The following is a 17,821-nucleotide window of genomic DNA, read 5'->3' as shown; positions in this document are numbered from 1 at the left end:
TTACGCGGGAATGCCGGGTACGCCAGTCGTGGTCGAATGCTCGAAATGCAGGGCCTCGCCGGGGCGGCAGTCATGGAAGGCGTTGTGGGCGGCGGCCGAGGCTTCGGCGAAACCGGTCAAGATCAGCTTGAGCTTGCCCGGATAGCTCGCCACATCGCCCACCGCATAGATCCCCGGGCGGGCGGTGCGGCAGGTCGCCTGGGTCACCGGGATGGTCTGGCGCTCCACCCCCAGGCCCCACTCGGCGATCGGCCCCAGATTGGCCGCCAGCCCGAAGAAGGGCAGCAGAACATCGGCGTCCAGCTGGCGCTCCGCGCCATCGAGATCGGCCACGGTCACCGACTCCAAACGCCCCTCGGTGCCGCCAAGCGCCTTCAACTGATACGGAATGACCAGATCGATCTTGCCCTCGGCCGCCAGTTGGTCAAGGCGGGCGGCGCTTTCCGGGGCGCAGCGGAATTTGGGGCGGCGATGGACGACATGAACCCGCTCGGCCACATCCGAGAGCGAGATCGCCCAATCCACCGCCGAATCGCCGCCGCCGGCGATCACCACCTTGCGGCCACGGAAGGCCTCGCGTTTGGACACCATATAAAAGACGCTGGTGCCTTCGAAGGCTTCCAGCCGATCAAGCGGCGGCCGGTTGGGACCAAAGGCCCCGGCCCCGGCGGCGATGATCACCGCCGCCGCTTCGAGCACCACGCCGCGCGAGGTGGTCAGGCGCCACGCCGCCGGCTCGGCGCCCGCCACCGCCTCCAGGGCGATCACCTGCTGAGAAAGGTGGAACTCGGGCGTGAACGGCGCGACTTGTTCAAGCAGGCGGTCGATCAACTCGCCGGCCGGAATCGAGGGAAACCCCGGAACGTCGTAGATCGGCTTTTCGGGATAAAGCGCCGTCAACTGGCCGCCCGGCGCCTCCAGCGCATCGACCACATGGCAGCGCAGCTTCAGCATGCCACATTGGAAGACCGCCGAAAGCCCGACCGGGCCGGCGCCGATGACGACGACATCGGTACGAAGGGGAGTGCTCTGCGACATGGCGGGAAATCCGGCTGGGGGGAGGAAAAAACCATCGGCCGAGGTGTACGGCGAGCGACCCCACCGGCGCAAGCCCGCAGCGATCCGTTGCGGGCCGGCGGTTGGGCGAGTAAAACCGCCCCCATGAGCGAGCTGAGCCTTTTCCTGCCCGACCCCTCCGCCACCGATCGCCTGGGCGCCGCCCTGGCGCGGCTGGTGCGGGGCGGCGATGTTCTGGCACTGATCGGCGATCTGGGGGCGGGTAAATCCGCCCTGGCTCGCGCCCTGATCCGCGCCCTGACCACGCCCGACGAAGAGGTGCCCAGCCCGACCTTCACCCTGGTCCAGACCTATGATCCGGCCGATGGGGCGAAGCCGATGATCTGGCATTTCGATCTGTATCGCCTGGACGACCCCGAGGAGGCCCTGGCCCTGGCCATCGAGGACGCCTTCGCCGAAGGCATCAGCCTGATCGAATGGCCCGACCGCTTGGGCGCCCTGCTGCCCGCCGATCGCCTGGATATCCGCCTTGGCCCGGACGCCAGCGGAGCGGGGCGGATCGCCACTTTGAGCGAACGCGGCCGATGGGCCGGACGCTTGCCCGCCGAACCCGCCTTTTTTCTGGATCCGCCGCCGCGATGACCTCCCTTATACCGCTTCGTTCCCCCGCCCCTTCCGCCCCCGGCCTTTCCGCCAGCGACCGCGCCGCCGCCCTGGAGCGGTTGCTGGCCGCCAGCGGCTGGGATAAGGCCGGGCGCCGCCTGCTGGCCGGGGATGCCAGCTTCCGCCGCTATGACCGCCTGACGCGCGATAGCGGCGCAACCGCCGTGCTGATGGACGCGCCGCCGCCGCTGGAAGATGTCCGCCCCTTCCTTGGCATCGCCCGCCACCTCACAAACCTTGGCTTCTCGGCCCCCGAGGTGCTGGCCGCCGACGAGACCGCCGGCTTCGTGCTGCTTGAAGACCTCGGCGAGGGCACCTATACCCGCCTGCTCGGCCAGGGCCACGACGAGACGGCCCTTTATGCCCTGGCGATCGATGTTCTGGCCGAGCTTCACACCAAAACCCGGGCGCGGGGCCTGCCCGCCGACCTGCCGGCCTATGACGACGCCAGGATGCTGGCCGAACCGCTGCTGTTCGCCCAATGGACCGTGCCGGCGTTGCTGGGCCAAGCCCTGGACGGCGCGACGCTCGAGGCCTTCCGCTGCCATCTGGCCGAGGTTCTGCCGGTGGCGCGTGGGGTTGACCAAACGCTGGTCCTGCGTGATTTCCATGTGGACAACCTGCTGCTGCTGCCCGGGCGGACGGGACAAGCGCGTTGCGGTCTGCTGGATTTCCAAGACGCGGTGGCCGGGCCGCTGACCTATGATCTGATGAGCCTGCTTGAGGACGCCCGCCGCGATATCGATCCTACGTTGATGACGGCGATGACCGGGCGTTATCTCGACCATTTCCCTGGGCTTGACCGCGAGGCCTTCGCCGCCAGTTGGGCGGTGCTCGCCGCCTTGCGCCATCTCAAGGTCATCGGCATCTTCACCCGCCTTGCCCATCGCGATGGCAAACCCGGCTATCTGGTCCATATTCCCCGGCTGTGGCGGCTGCTCGAGCGCTCCCTGGCCCATCCGGCCCTGGCCCCGCTCGCCCGGTGGCTTGATCACGCCGTTCCCAAGGACGCGCGCCGCGTGCCCGATCCCCACCCGCTTTCCCGCCCGCTCGCCTGAGGGCGCGGGCTTTTTTAAGATAACGAAGGTACCTCAAGATGGCAGCCGATCCGGCTTCTGCCCCCGTTCTCCTCCATCCCCGACGCGCCATGGTCCTGGCCGCCGGTCTTGGCCTGCGCATGCGTCCGCTGACCGAAACCATGCCCAAGCCGCTGGTGGCGATCCACGACAAGCCGCTGATCGACTGGGCCCTTGACCATCTGGCCACCGCCGGGGTCGAGGAGGCGGTGGTCAACCTCCACCACCTGCCCGAAATGCTCGAAGCCCATCTGCAAGGCCGAGCCACGCCGCGCATCCACTTCAGCGACGAGACCGGTCAGCGCCTGGAAACCGGCGGCGGCGTGCGCAAGGCCCTGCCCCATCTGGGCGACGACCCTTTCTATGTGCTGAATTCCGATGTTCTGTGGCTGAACGGCACCATTCCGGCCCTTGACCGGCTGGCCGCCGCCTGGGACCCCGAGACCATGGACGCCTTGCTGCTGCTCCATCCGCTGGCCGCCGCCCATGGCTATGAGGGCCTGGGCGATTTCGACCTTGATCCCTTGGGTCGGCCGACGCGCCGCGCCGAGATGCACATGGCGCCGTTCATTTTCACCGGCGTGCAGATCCTCCACCCCCGGCTGTTTGACGATGCGCCCGAGGGCCCGTTCTCGCTGAACGTCCTTTATGACCGGGCGCTGTCGGAAGACCGGCTGGCCGCCATCGTTCACGATGGGGAATGGTACCATGTCGGTACCCCCCAGGCCCTGGTCCATACCGAAACCATCCTGGGTCAGCACAGCTCGATGAGCGACCAGTAACATCCTGGGCGGGTGGCCGACGCGGCGCGCCTCTGCTATCGTTCGCCCCCGCCCAGGAGATCCCATGCGCCCCGACGCCGTCCAAACCATTCCCGCCGGACTGCCCTTCCTCGACACCCTGGCGGCGGGCATCGTGGACCGACTGGGCGACCGGACGGCCGATCCGCTGGCCGCCACCCGCGTCACCGTGCTGTTGCCGACGCGGCGCGCCTGCCGGGCCCTGCGCGAGGCCTTCCTGAGGATCGAGGGCGGCAAGGCCGCCCTGCTGCCGCGCATCCTGCCTTTGGGCGATCTTGAAGAAGACGAATCGGCCGGGGCCGGACTGGCCGATGGCGCTCTCCGCCCAACCCTCGACTTCGCGCCGCCCATCGCGCCGCTCGAACGTCAGGTGCTGCTGGCGCGGCTGATCCTCGCCCGCGATAGCGCCAAGGCCACGGCGGGCGGCGATAGCGCCATGACCCCGGCCCAGGCGCTGCGCCTCGCCCAGGATCTGGCCGGGCTGCTCGATCTGGCGCAGACCGAACACATCGACCTGTCCACCGTCGCCGCCCTGGTTCCCCAAACCTCGCCGCTGGCCGAGCACTGGCAACTCACCCTTGATTTCCTCGCCCTGCTGACCTCGGTTTGGCCGGGATTGCTGGCCGCCCACCACGCCCTTGATCCCGCCGACCATCGCAACAAGGTGCTCGACGCCCAAGCCGCCGCCTGGGCCGCCCATCCGCCGGCCGGCCCGGTGATCGCCGCCGGCTCCACCGGATCGGTCCCGGCCACCGCCGCCCTGCTCGCCACCATCGCCCATCTGCCCCAGGGGCTGGTGGTGTTGCCCGGCCTTGACATCGGGCTTGATGACGAAAGCTGGGAGGCCTTGGAAGACAGCCATCCCCAGGCCGGCATGAAACGCCTGCTCGACACCCTGGGCCTGTCGCGCCAGGCCGTGAGGTTTTTTTCCGAAACCCCGCCCCGGGGCGCGATCGCCGCGCCACCGGCCCGTGCGCTTTTGGTGCGCGAGGCCCTGCGCCCGGCCGCCACCACCGATCGCTGGCGACGGCTGCGCGAGAGCGGTCCCTCGGGCGGGGAGGCCTTCGCCCGGGCACTTGACGGGGTCACCCTGGTGCGCGCCGCCGGCCCGCGCGAGGAAGCCGCCGCCATCGCCGTGATGATGCGCGGCGCCTTGGAAACCCCTGGGCGCACCGCCGCCCTGATCACCCCCGATCGCGCCCTGGCCCGCCGGGTCGCCGCCGCCCTTGGCCGCTGGGGATTGCGCGTCGATGACAGCGCCGGCCGGCCGCTGTCGCAAACCCCCGTCGGCGCCTTCCTGCGGCTGGCCGCCCAGGCGGTGGCCGATGGCCTGGGGCCGGTCGCCCTGTTGTCGCTGCTTCAGCATCCCTTGGCGGCTGGCGGCGAGGATCCGGTGGTCTTTCGCGCCCGCCTGCGCCTGCTCGACCGCGAGGTCCTGCGCGGCCCGCGTCCCGACCCCGGGGTGGCTGGGCTCGCTCAGGCGATCAAGGCCGCCGATGATCCGGACATGGAGCGCCACCTTGGCGGTTGGCTGGAGCGGCTTGAAGCTTTGGCCGGGCCGTTCTGCACCCTGATGGACAGCGACGAGCCGGTCGACGTCGCCGCGCTCATCGATGCCCATATGCGCTTTTGCGAAGGGCTGGCCGAGGCCCGCGAGGGTGGCGTGGAAAAGCCCGGCGCCACCCGGCTGTGGGCTGGTGACGATGGCGAGGCCGCCGCCCTGCTTGGCGCCGATCTGACCGAAGCCGCCCCCTCGCTGGGCGCCATCGCGCCCCGCCACTACCCGGCCCTGCTTGATGCCCTGATGGACGGGCGGGCGGTGCGGCCCAAGCGCGATCTTCATTCGCGGCTGTTCCTGTGGGGACCGCTGGAAGCCCGCTTGCAGCGCGCCGATCTGCTGATCCTGGGCGGGCTGAACGAGGGCGGTTGGCCGGCCGCCGTCGATACCGGCCCGTGGATGAGCCGGCCGATGCTCGATCAGATCGGCCTGCCCCAGCCCGAGCGCCGCATCGGCTTAGCCGCCCACGACGTTTCCCAGGCGCTCTGCGCCCCCGAGGTGGCGATCACCCGGGCCCTGCGCGTCGAGGGCACGCCGACCGTGCCTTCGCGCTGGCTGACCCGCCTTGACGCGGTGATCGGCGCCACCGGATTGGACAAGGAGTGGGCGAAGGCCCGCCAGCGCGGCGACCGCCTGCTCGCCCTGGCCCGCAGCCTGGAACAGCCCCAGGGTGAACGCAAACCCTGCCCCGCCCCCGAGCCGCGCCCGCCGCTGGCCGACCGGCCGCGCCGGCTGTCGGTCACCCGCATCGAAACCTGGATGCGCGACCCTTACGCCCTCTATGCCCAGTTCATCCTGGGGCTGAGCGAGCTTGATCCCCTGGAGGCCGACCCCGGGGTGTCCGATTACGGCACCCTGGTCCACGGCGCCCTTGAGGATTTCGTCGGCCTTTATCCCAAGGACCTGCCCGGCGACCCCGAGGCCGAGATCATTCGCCTGGGAACCCTGCGTTTCGCCCCGCATATGACGCGGCCGGGCGTGCGCGCCTTCTGGTGGCCGCGCTTCCTGCGCATCGCGCATTGGATCGCCGAGCGTGAGATCGAACGCCGCCCCGAGATCCTTGAGGTCTTCGCCGAACGCCGCGCCGAAATGACCCTGACCGGTCCGGCCGGCCCCTTCATCCTGACCGCCAAGGCCGATCGCATCGATCTGCGCCGCGATGGCACCCTGGCGGTGATCGACTATAAAACCGGCATGCTGCCCTCGAAAAAGGAAGTCGAGTCGGGGTTGTCGCCGCAGTTGCCCCTGGAAGCGCTTCTCGCCTCGCGAGGCTGCTTTCCTGGCATTGCCGGCAAGCCGGTCAGCGATCTTGGCTTCTGGAAGCTGCGCGGCGATCGCCTGGGCGGCGAGATACGCCAGGCCGCCGATGATCCCGAGGGGGTGGCCGAAGCGGCCCATAAGGGCTTGAGCGATCTGATCACCGCCTTTGATAATCCCGACACCCCCTATTTCGCCCGCCCCCATCCCGACCACGCCCCGCGCTTCAATCCCTATCAGCATCTGGCCCGGGTCAAGGAATGGGCCGAGAAAGGCGACGCCGAATGACCCGCCCGCCGTCGGAGCCCGCCCCCCTCCTCGCCGAGGCCGATCCCCTCGATCCGGCCAAGCCACAGCGCCGCGCCGCCGATCCCCTGGCTTCGGCCTGGGTGGCGGCGAGCGCGGGCACGGGCAAGACCAAGGTGCTGACCGATCGCGTGCTGCGCCTGCTGCTGGCCGGTACCCCGCCGCAGCGCCTGCTGTGCCTGACCTTCACCAAGGCGGCGGCGGCGGAAATGGCCAACCGGGTGTCGGCCGTGCTCGCCGGCTGGGCCACCCTGCCCGAAGAGGCCTTGCGCGGCCGCCTTGCCAGTCTGCTGGGGAGCCTGCCCGAGGGCGAAGAGGCCATCGAAGCCCTAAGCGGCCGGGCGCGGCGGCTGTTCGCCCAGGTGCTGGATTGCCCGGGCGGCTTGCGCATCCAGACCATCCATGGCTTTTGCCAAACCCTGCTGCGCCGTTTCCCGCTGGAAGCCGGGGTGGCGCCGCATTTCGAGGTGCTCGACGACCGCGAGGCCCAGGCCCTGCACCAAAGCGCCCGCGACGCCGTGCTGCGGGCGGCGCGCCAAGCCGAGGACGGCGAGGGCGGCGATCCGGCCCTGGCCGCCGCCCTGGCGGTGGTCACCGGCCATCTGTCGGAAAGCCGCTTCGACGAGGTGATGGCGGCCCTGGGCGGGCAGCGCGGCCGGCTGCTGGCCGCGCTCGACCATTTTGGCGGCGCCGAAGCCTTGGGCAAGGCGATTCGCGATAGCCTGGGGCTGGCGGCCGACGATACCCCCGAAACCGTTCTGGCCGACGGCTGCGCCGAGGGCGCTTTCGATGGGCCGTCGTTACGCGCCGCCGCCGCCGCCCTGATCGCGGGCGGCAAGACCGATCAGGAACGCGGCCTGCGCATCGCCGCTTTTGTCAGCGAAACCGATCCGGCGATCCGAGAAGGGCTGTTTTGGACCTATATCGGCGCCTTTTTGACCAAAACCGACGAAAAACCGGTCAAGACACTGTGCACCAAGCCGGTGGAAAAGGCCCATCCCGGGACCCTTGAGAGTCTGGAGGCCGAGCAACAGCGCATCTGGACCCTGCGCGAGCGCCTGCGCGCCGCCACCACCGCCCAGGCCAGCGAGGCCTTGCTAACTTTGGTCGGGGCGATGCTGAAGGATTACCAGCGGCGCAAGCGGGCCCTGGGGCGGATGGATTACGAGGATCTGATCCTGGCGGCCCGCCGCCTGCTGGCCGGCGATGGCGCGGCGGCCTGGGTGCTGTTCAAGCTCGACGGCGGCCTTGACCATCTGCTGGTCGACGAGGCCCAGGACACCAGCCCCGACCAATGGGCGATCGCCAGCGCCCTGGCCGGCGAGTTCTTCACCGACAGCGCCCGCTGGGATGGCACGCGCCCGCGCACGGTTTTCGCCGTCGGCGACCGCAAGCAGTCGATCTATGGCTTCCAAGGCGCCGATCCCAAGGCCTTCGAGGATATGCGCCGGCATTTTCACGACGCGGTGAGCGACATCGGCGGCCACTTCGCCGAGGTGCCGCTTAATATCTCCTTCCGCTCGACCCGCGCCGTGCTCGAGGCCGTCAACGCCGTGTTCGCCCGCCAACCGGCCCGCGACGGCGTGGCCCAGGACGACGCCGACAGCGGTGTGGCCGAGGACATCACCCACCACGCCTTCCGCAAGGACGCCGGCGGACTGGTCGAGCTTTGGCCGGCGATGGAACCGGCCCCCCGGGTCGTCGGCGATCCCTGGAAGCCGCCGGTCGAACGCATCGGCCTTGAATCCGCCCGCGCCCGGCTGGCCAAGCGCGTCGCCCAGCGCATCAAAACGATGACGAGCGGCGGCGAACTGCTGGAAAGCCAGGGCCGGCCGATTCGTCCCGGTGATATCCTGGTGCTGGTGCGCCGGCGCGGCGGCTTTGAAGAGGAGTTGGTCAGCGCCCTTAAAAGCGCCAAGGTCGAGGTGGCCGGCGTCGATCGCATGACCCTGACCGATCAGCTCGCGGTCATGGATCTGATCGCCCTTGGCAAGGCGCTGCTGCTGCCCGAGGACGATCTGACCCTGGCCAGCGTGCTCAAGGGGCCGCTGATCGGCCTGGACGAAGACGCGCTGTTCACCCTCGCCCGCGACCGTGGCCGCGACGAACGCCTCTGGGACCGCCTGCGCCCCCATGCCGGGGCCGAGAACGCCTATGGCAAGGCGATGGAAATCATCGAGCCGCTGCGCGACCGCGCCGGCCGTCTCGCCCCCCATGAATTCTACGCCCATGTCCTGGATGGTCCGCTCAACGGTCGGCGGCTGCTGCTCGGCCGCCTTGGCCCGGAGGCCGAGGACCCGATCGACGAATTCCTCGCCCTGACCCTCGCCCATGAACGCGTCGGTCCGCCCGCCCTGCAGGGTTTTTTGTCGTGGCTGGAAAAGGGCACCGTCGAGATCAAGCGCGACCTTGACCAGGGCGCCCTTGACGCGGTGCGGATCATGACCGTTCACGGCTCCAAGGGTCTGCAGGCGCCGGTGGTCTTCCTGCCCGACACCCTGGCCAAACCCACGGGCAATGATCTGTTGCTGTGGACCGCCGACAAGGGCGTCGCCGACGCCCTGCCGTTCTGGTGCCCAAGCAAGGCCGATCGCGGCGCCGCCATCGAGGCGATGATCGACGCCCTCAAGGTCGAGCGCGACCGCGAATACCGCCGGCTGCTCTATGTGGCGATGACCCGGGCGGCCGACCGGCTTTACATCTGCGGCTGGGAGACCCTGAAGCGCCCGGCCGAGGATTGCTGGTACGCCCTGATCCACGATGCCCTCGCCGCCTCGGCCCAGACGGTCGAGGTGCCCTTGCTGGACGCGACCGGCGCCCTTAAGGACACCGAGGTTCTGCGCCTGACCTGCCCCCAGGAAGGATCGCCGTCCCCCTCCGACTCCGCGGCCCCCGCCGACGAGGAGGGCGAAGCCCCGGCCGCCTGGGCCGCCCTGCCGCCGCCGCTCGAACCGACTCCCAGCCGCCCCCTCGCCCCCTCCCATGTCGGCGACGAGGGCGCGGCGCGCTCGCCCCTGGATGGCCGGGGCGATCCCAGGCGATTCCTGCGCGGCCGGCTGATCCACAAGCTGCTGCAGCTTCTGCCCGAACTGCCCGACGAGGACCGCGGCCCGGCGGCGCGGCGTTGGCTGTCGCGCCCGGCCTGGGCCCTGGAGGCCGAGGAAATCGGGGCTTTGAGCGCCGAGGTTCTGGCGGTGCTCGATGACCCGGCCTTTCGCGCCGTCTTCGCCCCGGGCTCGCGGGCCGAGGTGCCGCTGGTCGGGCTGGTGGGAAATCACGTGGTCAGCGGTCAGGTCGACCGGCTGGCGGTGACCGACGACGAGGTTCTGATCGTCGATTACAAGACCAACCGCCCGCCGCCGCGCGCGGTGGATCTGGTCGACATCGCCTATATCCGCCAGATGGCGGCCTACCGCGCCCTGCTCGCCCAGGTCTTCCCAAGCCGCGTGGCGCGTTGTGTGCTGTTGTGGACCGATGGCCCCTTCGCCATGGAGATTCCCGCCGAGCGTTTGGCCGAGGAAGCCCGGAAACTGGGTTGGTAAGGCTGGCCGAAAGCGGGATGGGTGCGGCGCAGCATCCGGGTTTTCGCCAAAATGGTTAACGCCGTCGTCTTGACGGGGCCGCTCAGGCGCCCCTACATTTGGCTCGGAGAACCGGCCGGGCGACCCTTTCCCCTTGGTCTCCTCGCCGCGATATCAAAGGATAGTGATCATGAAGCAGGTTTCCGACGCCTCTTTCGAAGAGGATGTCCTGAAGGCCGATGGTCCCGTGCTGGTGGACTTCTGGGCGGAATGGTGCGGCCCCTGCCGCCAGATCGCCCCGGCTCTCGAAGAGCTGGCCACCGCGCTTGGCGACAAAGTGACCGTGGCCAAGATCAACATCGATGAAAACCCGCAAACCCCGTCGAAATACGGCGTGCGCGGCATTCCGACGCTGATGATCTTCAAGGACGGTCAAGTCGCCGCGACCAAGATCGGCGCCCTGCCCAAGACCAAGCTGTTTGAGTGGGTCGAAGCCTCGGTCTGAGGTTTGGCGTCCTCCCCGCCTGACGAACGGCCCTTTGCGAAGGGCCGTTTTCGTTTGGGCAAAGCCCGCCTTGACGGGCTCCCGTCCACGGGATCGAATGACGTCGGAGAAGCCTTCCCTTCTTGGGGAGCCTTGATCGCGACTGCGGAAAGACGAAGCGGAGAGGCTGTCATGCACGAGATCGCGCCGCTGTCGCCGGCCGCCGCCGCCCTGGCCGATTTCCAGCCCGATCGCGGACCGGCGGCCCTCAATGGCGCGGCGGTCTTCTGCGGCTTCGCCCCGCGCCCCCTGGACGACGGGTTCACCTGGGCCGATTTCGGCTGCGGCTTGGGCATCACCGCCAGCATCCTAGCCGCCGCCAACCCGCAGGGCCGCTTCTTCGCCATCGATGCCGATGGCCAAGCCCTGGCCGCCGGGCGCGCGCTGGCCAAGGCCGCCTTCCTCGATAATCTGACGTTTCTGCAAGCCGATTACACCAAGCCCCACGACCTCGACCTGCCGCCGCTGGATTTCGCGGTTCTGGGCAATGTTCTGTGCTGGCTTGATGGCCAGGAGCGTCAGGCCTTGTTGTCGCGTCTGGGCACCTTGCTCAAGCCCGGGGGCATCGTGCTGGCCACCTATGACGCCCTGCCCGGCGCCGCCGCCCTGGTGCCCTTGCGCGACCTGCTTTTCAGCGTCACCGCCGGGCAAGCGGCCAATCCCGTGGCGCGGGCGCGGGCGGCGATCGACTGGCTGGGCGCGATGCGCGCCGCTGGCATCGATTTCTTCCGCGACAATCCCGCCCTTGGCCCCCGCCTCGACGCTCTGATCGAACGCGGCCCCCAGGCCCTGGCCGGGCGGTTCTTCGGCGGCACCCTGCGGCCCTTGCACTTCGCCCAGGTCAACGCCGAGATGGCCGCCCAGGGGCTGACCTTCGCCGGGCGGGCCGAAGCCTTCCTCAATCTGATCGATCTGGCGGTTCCGGCCGCCTTGCGACCCAGGCTGCGCGCCGCCACCAGCCGGGCCGAGGTCGAGGCCACCCGCGATTTCATCCGCAACGAGGATCACCGCCGCGACCTTTACATCAAGGGTGCGGCGCCGAGCGACGGCGCGGCCCTGACAGCCTTCGACGACGGCCGCATCCTTGGTCCGGCCGCCGCTCCGGGACAAGCTAACCCCGAAGTGAGCTTCGGCGCGGTTTCCCTGTCGTTTCGCGGGGCGCTGTTTGAAAGCTTGCTTGCCGCCCTGGATCTTGGCCCGCGACCGGTTGGCGAGCTCTGCGCCAGCGCCGCCCTGGAAGGCGTGCCGCCCGGGCTGATCCGCGACGGCCTGCGCCTGCTGACCGCCGGCGGGCTGGCCCGCCCCTATGCCCGGGCGGCCGATGTGGCGCCGGCCGCGCCGCCGGTCTGGCCCCTGCGCCTGCCCCATCCGCTCAACCGCGCCCTGGCCCTGACCCTGGGCCTAGGCGGACCGACCGTCGCCCTGGCCAGCAAGGTGCTGGGCGATGGCGTGGTGATGGATAACCGCGACGCCCTGCTGCTGGTGGCGCTGTGCGATGCCGGCCCGGAAGGGGCGGTGGAGAGGGCGCTGGCGATCCTCGCCGATCAGGCCATCCCTTGCGGCCCGGCCACCACCCAGGCCCTGACCGACCGCCTTTCCCCCCTGATCACCGATATCCTGCCCTGGCTGCGAGTCTTGGGCGTGGTCGAGGGATGACCCCTCAGCGCGGCGGAGTGCCGTTTTCGGCGAGCACGGTGCCGGCCAGATAGAGCGAGCCGCAAATCAGGATGCGGGCGGCGGGGGGCGGTGTCGTGCCCGCGCCGAGGTCGGTCAGCGCCTCCGCTACCGAGGCGCAGGAACGGGCATCGGCGATGCCGGCGGCGCGGGCGTGGCCGGCCAGGGCATCGGGGGCCAGGCCGGCGCCGGTCTGGCCATCGGGAACGGCCACGCACCGCAAACGCCGCACCAGCGGCGCCAGGGCGCCAAGGAAGCCCCCGGCGTCCTTGGTGTCCAGCATGCCGCAAATCACGTCAAGCGGGCCGCTGGCATCGTCGCCCAGGGCGGCGGCCAGGGCGCGGCCGGCATGGGGATTATGGCCACCGTCCAGCCACAAGGTGGTTCCCGGGGCCAGTCTCTCGACCAAGGGGCCGCTGTCTAACCGTTGCAGGCGGGCCGGCCAGTCGACGGCGCGCAGCCCCCTGGCCCGCGCCACGCCCTCGACCCGCAGGCCGGTCCGTGCCTCCAGGGCGTCGATCACCGCCAGGGCCTGGGCGGCGTTGCCCAGTTGATGGGGACCGGCAAGCACGGGGAGCGGCAGATCGAGCCCGGCGAAACGCCAGCCCGTCGTCGTGCGCTCCCACGACCAGTCGCGCCCGGCCCAGAGGGTCGGCGCGCCGACGGCGGTGGCGCGGGCGGCGAGGGTTTGGGCGGCCTCGGGCGGTTGGGGGGCGATGACGGCGGGGGCTCCGGCCTTGAGAATCCCGGCCTTTTCCCCGGCGATGGCCGTCAGCGTTGATCCCAGATACTGCTGATGATCAAGATCGATCGGCGTCACCGCGCAAACGGCGGGATCGGCGATGACATTGGTGGCGTCAAGGCGCCCGCCCAGGCCGACCTCGAGCAAGGTCACATCGGCGGGGCTTCGCGAAAAGGCCAGGAAGGCCGCCGCCGTCGTCACCTCGAAAAAGGTGATCGGCGCCTTGGCATTGGCGCTTTCCACCTCTTCAAGCAGCCGACGGAGCGCCTCGTCGGCGATCAGGGTGCCGGCCAGCCGGATGCGTTCGCCAAAGCGCACCAAATGGGGGCTGGTATAGACATGGACCCGGTAGCCCGCCGCCTCCAGAAGGGCCCGGCAGGTGGCGACCACCGATCCCTTGCCATTGGTGCCCGCGACATGGATGACCGGCGGCAGGGCCCGTTCGGGGTGGCCCAGGGCGGCCAGCAACCGCTCGACGCGGCCGAGCGACAGGTCGATCACCTTGGGGTGCAGGCCCATCAAGCGGGCGAGCACCCCATCGGGAGCGTTCATGCCAACGGTCCGCCTAAGGCTTCGCCGGCTTGGGCGCGGGCGGTGGCGGGGCGTCCGCCCCGTCGAAGTCGGCGTCATCGACCTTGCGGGCCACCGCCTCCAAATCCTCGACCGGCGGCCGGGGCTTGGGCTTGGGCGCCTCGCGCGGCGTCTCGACCACGGCGGGGCGGTGGTCCGGCGACAGGGTCACCACCTCGGCGGCTGGCGGGCGGCGCATCAGCAGCGCCATCAAGCGGGCCAAGGTCTCCTTCAGCTCGGAACGCGGCACCACCATGTCGACCATGCCGTGTTCCAGCAGGTATTCGGAACGCTGGAAGCCTTCGGGCAGTTTTTCGCGGATCGTCGTCTCGATCACCCGGGCGCCGGCGAAACCGATCACCGCCCCGGGTTCGGCCAGGGCGATATCGCCCAGCATGGCGAAGGAGGCGGTGACGCCGCCGGTGGTCGGATCGGTGAGCAGCACAATATAGGGCAGGCCGGCTTCCTTCACCCGATCGACGGCGACGGTCGAGCGCGCCATCTGCATCAGCGACAGGATGCCTTCCTGCATGCGCGCCCCCCCCGACGACGGGATGGCGATCAGCGGCACCTTTTGCAGCAAGGCCAGTTCGGCGGCGGCGACCAGCCCCTCGCCCACGGCCATGCCCATCGAGCCGCCCATGAAGTCGAAATTGAAGGCGGCGACGACCACGCCCTGGCCCATCAGCTTGCCATGACCGACGATGATCGCGTCTTTTTCGCCGGTTTTGGCCTGGGCTTCCTTCAAGCGGTCGGAATAGCGCTTGATGTCCTTGAAGCGCAGCGGATCAAGCGGCGGCTTGGGCAGCTCGATCGCCGTATAGGCGCCGTCATCGAACAACAGCTCCAGGCGCTGCTTGATCGGCAGGCGCATGTGATGGCCGCAATGGGTGCAGACCTGAAGGGCCTTTTCCAACTCTTTGTGGAAGATCATATGCCCGCAAGCCGGGCACTTCCGCCAGAGGTTCTCGGGGACCTCCCGGGGGCCGACGAGGCTGCGGATCTTGGGCCGGACGTAGGTTGTCAGCCAGTTCATGGGTCGCGTGCTCTCTAGACCGTTGCGCGAAGGTGGGGGTCTATCACGTCGGCGGGGCGTGGGAAAGCCCGAGCCGCGCCCCATCGATCGTCATCAACGGGCTGACCGGGCAAAAACTGCCCGCACCGGGCAGTTTCGGCCCCCCTTACCTCCGCCGATCCCCGGCGATCCCCGGCAAATCCGCCGACCCCCGTCGCCGCAACCCGGCATGGTTCTTGCCTGCCATCACCCACCAGACGATCAGGAGGATTTGCGATGACGATCGAGGTGATAGGATCGGGAAATTCCCCGTCGTCGTCCTTGACGACGAGCAGCAAGGATAAGGACAAGGAGAAAGACAAGGTACAGGGGCTGTTTTCGACTTTCCTCAACTCGCCTGGCGCCGCCGGGGTCGAAGAGGACGCGGAGTCGGAGGGGACCAAGGCCAAGAACGAGTTCCTCGCCTTCGTGAACCTGAGCCCGGCGGAGAAGATGCGCTACAGCTTACTGGCCGCCAAGGGCCTGGACGAGGCAAGTCTCGCCGCCCTGCCGGCCGACGAACGCGAAAAGATCGAGGCGGAGATCCGCGAAATGATCAAGGCGCAGTTCGAAGAAAAAACCAATGGAACGCCGATCGCGGCCGCCACCGCGACGACCACCGCCACCGCCACCGCGACGACCGCCGCTACCGCCGCTACCGCCACAGCCGGTCAGGCGGTGATCGCCCTTCAGGAAAAGGCGGCCTCGGTGGATGTGAACAAAAGCCTGCTGGCCTATACGTCCAATCCCACCGCCGCGGAGGTCGCCGATGAGCCGGCCGAGCGCGAACGGCACTCGCTGTTAAGCTAGAGCAAATCCCCTAGCAATCTGAACCAGAGTGCGACGACGATTTGCTTGACTATCAAAATCGTAGGACGGGGAGCGTGAATCTGATTGCACGCTCCCCGCCCTAGATCAGGCATCGCGCCCGGCGCCCGGGGACGAGCCAAAACAGCCGCTCTCCGGGCGCGGGTGATTTGATTTACCCCGCCGCGTCGACCTTGCGCAGGGCGCCGGCCAATTCGCCAACGAAGCCCAGCACGTCCCCGCCCTCGGCCAGCCGGCGGACAATGGCCGAACCGACCACGGCGGCATCACCGACCCGCGCCATCGTCGCCGCCTGGGCCGGGGTGGATACGCCAAAGCCGATGGCGATCGGCAGATCGGTTTTCCGGCGGATGCGGGCGACCGCCTGGGCGACGCCCCCGGCATCGGCGGCGGCCGTTCCGGTGATGCCGGCGATCGAAACATAATAAAGAAACCCGCTCGCCCGCTCGAGAATCGCCGGCAGCCGCGCCTCATCGGTGGTCGGCGTCGCCAGCATGATCAGATGCAGACCCTGGGCGCGCAGGAAGGGTAGAAGCTCGTCGGCCTCCTCGGGCGGCAGGTCGACGATGATCAGGCCGTCGGCGCCGGCCAGGGCGGCGTCGCGGGCGAAGGCCTCGGCCCCGTAATAATGGATGGGATTGTAATAGCCCATCAGAACCACCGGGGTGTCATCATCGGTGGCGCGGAACGCCTTCAGGGTTTCCAAGGTCCCCGTCAGGGTCATCCCGGCGGCCAGGGCGCGCAGGGCGGCGGCCTGGATCGCCGGGCCATCGGCCATCGGATCGGAAAACGGCATTCCCAATTCGATGATATCGGCCCCGGCGCCGGGCAGGCCGCGCATCAGGGCGAGGGCCGTTTCCTGGTCGGGATCGCCGGCCATGACATAGGTGACAAGGCCCCCCCGGCCTTCGGCCTTGAGGGCGGCGAAGCGGCGGGAGAGGCGATCGGTGGTCGGCGTGGTGGCGCTCACGGCATCATTCCCTTGAAATCACTGCCCAGAACCTTGGCGATCGTCCCCACGTCCTTGTCGCCGCGCCCCGACAGGCTGACCACCATCAGATGATCGGCCGGCAGGGTGGGGGCGATCTTCATGGCATGGGCGATGGCGTGGCTGCTTTCCAGGGCCGGAATGATCCCTTCGAGCTTGGTGGTTTCCTGGAAGGCGTGAACCGCCTCGTCGTCGGTGATCGGCACATACTCGACCCGGCCGCTGTCCTTGAGCCAGGCGTGCTCGGGGCCGACGCCGGGATAATCCAGGCCGGCGGAAATCGAATGGGCCTCGGTGATCTGGCCGGCGCCGTCCTGAAGCAGATAGGTGCGGTTGCCATGCAGCACGCCCAGACGCCCCCCGGCCATTGAGGCGGCATGGCGCTTGTCCAAGCCCTCGCCGGCGGCCTCGACACCGATGATGCGCACGTCGGGATCGTCCAGGAAGGGGTGGAACAGGCCGATGGCGTTGGAGCCGCCGCCGATGCAGGCGATCAGGGTGTCGGGCAGCCGACCCTCGGCCTCGAGCACCTGGGCGCGGGCTTCCTCGCCGATGACCTTCTGCAGGTCGCGGACCATCGCCGGATAGGGATGGGGGCCGGCCGCCGTGCCGATCAGGTAATAGGTGTCGGCGACATTGGCGACCCAGTCGCGCATGGCGTCGTTCATCGCGTCCTTGAGGGTGCCCGCGCCGCTGGTCACCGGGCGGACCTCGGCGCCAAGCAGCTTCATGCGGAACACATTGGGCGCCTGACGCTCGATATCGGTGGCGCCCATGTAAATCACGCAGGGCATGCCAAACAGGGCGCAGACGGTGGCGGTGGCCACCCCATGCTGGCCGGCGCCGGTTTCGGCGATGATCCGCGTCTTGCCCATGCGCCTGGCGAGCAGGATCTGCCCCATGCAATTGTTGATCTTATGGGCGCCCGTATGGTTGAGGTCTTCGCGCTTGAAATAGATCTTTGCCCCGCCCAGGGCCTCGGTCAGACGGCGGGCGAAGTACAGCGGGCTCGGCCGGCCGACATAGGTGGCGAGATAGCCGCCCAGCTCGGCCTTGAACGCCGGATCATCGCGGGTCGCTTCCCAAGCCTTTTCCAGATCGAGGATCAGCGGCATCAGGGTTTCGGCGACATAGCGCCCGCCGTGCAGTCCGAAATGACCGCGATCATCGGGGCCGGAGCGGTAGGTGTTTGGCATGGTGGTCATCGGAGATCCCTTCCTGGC

Annotated in this window: 13 protein-coding genes; 8 read left to right on the top strand and 5 right to left on the bottom strand. The window is 69.1% G+C overall.

Annotated elements, in window-relative coordinates:
• A complete protein-coding gene (locus RRU_RS17770) occupies positions 1–1,038 on the bottom strand; it encodes an NAD(P)/FAD-dependent oxidoreductase (RefSeq protein WP_011391186.1) in 1,038 nt (345 codons plus the stop codon).
• A gap of 123 nt (positions 1,039–1,161) precedes the next feature.
• On the opposite strand from RRU_RS17770, the gene tsaE reads away from it, so the two are divergent.
• From tsaE to RRU_RS17735, 7 genes are all read left to right on the top strand, one after another.
• A complete protein-coding gene (gene tsaE, locus RRU_RS17765) occupies positions 1,162–1,659 on the top strand; it encodes a tRNA (adenosine(37)-N6)-threonylcarbamoyltransferase complex ATPase subunit type 1 TsaE (RefSeq protein WP_011391185.1) in 498 nt (165 codons plus the stop codon).
• A complete protein-coding gene (locus RRU_RS17760; RefSeq protein ID WP_011391184.1) occupies positions 1,656–2,738 on the top strand; it encodes an aminoglycoside phosphotransferase family protein in 1,083 nt (360 codons plus the stop codon). The genes tsaE and RRU_RS17760 overlap by 4 nt, the downstream gene beginning before the upstream one ends.
• A 38-nt stretch (positions 2,739–2,776) precedes the next feature.
• On the top strand, positions 2,777–3,538 hold the full coding sequence (locus RRU_RS17755; RefSeq protein ID WP_011391183.1) for a nucleotidyltransferase family protein: 762 nt from the start codon (positions 2,777–2,779) through the stop codon (positions 3,536–3,538).
• 64 nt (positions 3,539–3,602) lie between these two features.
• Positions 3,603–6,659: a double-strand break repair protein AddB gene (addB, locus tag RRU_RS17750; protein WP_011391182.1), complete on the top strand. Its 3,057-nt coding sequence runs from the start codon at positions 3,603–3,605 to the stop codon at positions 6,657–6,659.
• Positions 6,656–10,219: a double-strand break repair helicase AddA gene (addA, locus tag RRU_RS17745; protein ID WP_011391181.1), complete on the top strand. Its 3,564-nt coding sequence runs from the start codon at positions 6,656–6,658 to the stop codon at positions 10,217–10,219. Before addB ends, addA begins: the two co-directional genes overlap by 4 nt.
• Before the next feature lie 169 nt (positions 10,220–10,388).
• Complete coding sequence (gene trxA, locus RRU_RS17740) at positions 10,389–10,703, top strand: thioredoxin TrxA (RefSeq protein ID WP_011391180.1); 315 nt, start codon at positions 10,389–10,391, stop codon at positions 10,701–10,703.
• Positions 10,704–10,874: 171 nt separating this feature from the next.
• Positions 10,875–12,398 (top strand): methyltransferase, encoded by a 1,524-nt coding sequence (locus RRU_RS17735; RefSeq protein WP_011391179.1) that lies wholly within the window; start codon positions 10,875–10,877, stop codon positions 12,396–12,398.
• 4 nt (positions 12,399–12,402) lie between these two features.
• Here the strand turns inward: RRU_RS17735 and RRU_RS17730 are convergent, their stop codons facing one another.
• Positions 12,403–13,710: a bifunctional folylpolyglutamate synthase/dihydrofolate synthase gene (locus tag RRU_RS17730; RefSeq protein WP_011391178.1), complete on the bottom strand. Its 1,308-nt coding sequence runs from the start codon at positions 13,708–13,710 to the stop codon at positions 12,403–12,405.
• 13 nt (positions 13,711–13,723) lie between these two features.
• Entirely contained in the window at positions 13,724–14,764 is a 1,041-nt protein-coding gene (accD, locus tag RRU_RS17725; protein ID WP_014626593.1) for an acetyl-CoA carboxylase, carboxyltransferase subunit beta, read from the bottom strand.
• 300 nt (positions 14,765–15,064) lie between these two features.
• Here accD and RRU_RS17720 point away from each other — a divergent pair, with 300 nt between their 5' ends.
• The gene (locus RRU_RS17720) at positions 15,065–15,592 is read left to right on the top strand and encodes a hypothetical protein (protein ID WP_237703801.1); all 528 of its coding nucleotides are present in this window, start codon (positions 15,065–15,067) and stop codon (positions 15,590–15,592) included.
• Between the two features lie 172 nt (positions 15,593–15,764).
• On the opposite strand, the gene trpA is transcribed toward RRU_RS17720, so the two are convergent.
• On the bottom strand, positions 15,765–16,580 hold the full coding sequence (gene trpA, locus RRU_RS17715; protein ID WP_011391175.1) for a tryptophan synthase subunit alpha: 816 nt from the start codon (positions 16,578–16,580) through the stop codon (positions 15,765–15,767).
• The gene (trpB, locus tag RRU_RS17710; RefSeq protein ID WP_011391174.1) at positions 16,577–17,803 is read right to left on the bottom strand and encodes a tryptophan synthase subunit beta; all 1,227 of its coding nucleotides are present in this window, start codon (positions 17,801–17,803) and stop codon (positions 16,577–16,579) included. Before trpB ends, trpA begins: the two co-directional genes overlap by 4 nt.
• Between the last annotated feature and the right edge of the window lie 18 nt (positions 17,804–17,821).

The organism is Rhodospirillum rubrum ATCC 11170 (assembly GCF_000013085.1).
GTDB lineage: Bacteria > Pseudomonadota > Alphaproteobacteria > Rhodospirillales > Rhodospirillaceae > Rhodospirillum > Rhodospirillum rubrum.
The sequence above is the reverse complement of the archived record's forward strand: the minus strand, read 5'-3'. Positions and strand labels throughout refer to the sequence as shown.

What these genes read in the sequence shown, in the direction of transcription:
- RRU_RS17770 (WP_011391186.1), bottom strand. Translation starts at nt 1,038, where the DNA reads ATGTCGCAGAGCACTCCCCTTCGTACCGATGTCGTCGTCATCGGCGCC.
- tsaE (WP_011391185.1), top strand. Translation starts at nt 1,162, where the DNA reads ATGAGCGAGCTGAGCCTTTTCCTGCCCGACCCCTCCGCCACCGATCGC.
- RRU_RS17760 (WP_011391184.1), top strand. Translation starts at nt 1,656, where the DNA reads ATGACCTCCCTTATACCGCTTCGTTCCCCCGCCCCTTCCGCCCCCGGC.
- RRU_RS17755 (WP_011391183.1), top strand. Translation starts at nt 2,777, where the DNA reads ATGGCAGCCGATCCGGCTTCTGCCCCCGTTCTCCTCCATCCCCGACGC.
- addB (WP_011391182.1), top strand. Translation starts at nt 3,603, where the DNA reads ATGCGCCCCGACGCCGTCCAAACCATTCCCGCCGGACTGCCCTTCCTC.
- addA (WP_011391181.1), top strand. Translation starts at nt 6,656, where the DNA reads ATGACCCGCCCGCCGTCGGAGCCCGCCCCCCTCCTCGCCGAGGCCGAT.
- trxA (WP_011391180.1), top strand. Translation starts at nt 10,389, where the DNA reads ATGAAGCAGGTTTCCGACGCCTCTTTCGAAGAGGATGTCCTGAAGGCC.
- RRU_RS17735 (WP_011391179.1), top strand. Translation starts at nt 10,875, where the DNA reads ATGCACGAGATCGCGCCGCTGTCGCCGGCCGCCGCCGCCCTGGCCGAT.
- RRU_RS17730 (WP_011391178.1), bottom strand. Translation starts at nt 13,710, where the DNA reads ATGAACGCTCCCGATGGGGTGCTCGCCCGCTTGATGGGCCTGCACCCC.
- accD (WP_014626593.1), bottom strand. Translation starts at nt 14,764, where the DNA reads ATGAACTGGCTGACAACCTACGTCCGGCCCAAGATCCGCAGCCTCGTC.
- trpB (WP_011391174.1), bottom strand. Translation starts at nt 17,803, where the DNA reads ATGACCACCATGCCAAACACCTACCGCTCCGGCCCCGATGATCGCGGT.